This window comes from Vibrio sp. 1727 (assembly GCF_033344415.1).
Lineage (GTDB): Bacteria > Pseudomonadota > Gammaproteobacteria > Enterobacterales > Vibrionaceae > Vibrio > Vibrio alginolyticus.
The window spans coordinates 1-771 of record NZ_JAWPOT010000204.1; the positions used below are offsets into that span (position 1 = coordinate 1).

Genomic DNA, 771 nt, shown 5'->3' on the forward strand with positions numbered 1-771 from the left:
GGCATATTACCTTGTGCCAGTAAGTCAACATACTCCGCATCATGCACGCGCTTGATCGCTTCAATTGACAGCGCTTGTGGTTCAAAAAACTGTACCCACTCAGCTTGCACACCGCGACGTACCTCTTCATAGAGATATTGATACTTCATGATTGGGTAACGGTGCCCTACAGGCAATTCAAGTTTTGAGTATATAGGGTGGTATATCAGTGGCAACATGAGACATTCTTTTCATACAACGTTGTGAAATATTACCAACTACAAAGGTTGAATAGAAATTAATTTAATTGATAATGATTTTCATTAAAAATGAAATTTCATACTCCAACGATGAAGAAAACGACATTTACGGTCCTAGGCGCTTTGTTTGGTTCCTTCTGTGCTATCTCTGTATTTATATCCCTGTTGTTTAGTGCATGGTGGTTAGTTGATTTTGTCGCACTCAGCTAACACAATAGTTCGATAACGAGTCTTAACAGAGAGTTAAAAATGGCCCATTGTGTTTTTATCACAGGCGCAAATCGTGGTATTGGTTTGAGTCTGACAGAGCTTTATCTTGAACGCGGGTGGAACGTCCACGCTACTAGCCGTAACGTCACAGACAGTGACGAACTACAAGCTTTGAGAGCACGTTACTCCTCTTTGAGCTTGCATGAACTGGATGTTACTGATTACGCAAAAATCGCGTTACTTGCTCAGAGCCTGCCACCTATCGACCTTTTGATTAACAACGCTGGTTACTACGGCCCTAAAGGTTATGGGTTTGGAAACA

General features: G+C 41.6%; 1 protein-coding gene and 1 pseudogene. One reads left to right on the top strand and one right to left on the bottom strand.

The features are described from left to right. Positions 1-218: pseudogene (locus R8O10_RS24785) on the bottom strand (histone deacetylase); the annotation flags it as partial. 270 nt (positions 219-488) lie between these two features. Between R8O10_RS24785 and R8O10_RS24790 the strand changes: the two are divergent. Beyond that, positions 489-771 (top strand): SDR family NAD(P)-dependent oxidoreductase (locus R8O10_RS24790; RefSeq protein WP_318191898.1); only part of this gene is annotated, 283 nt, incomplete at its 3' end.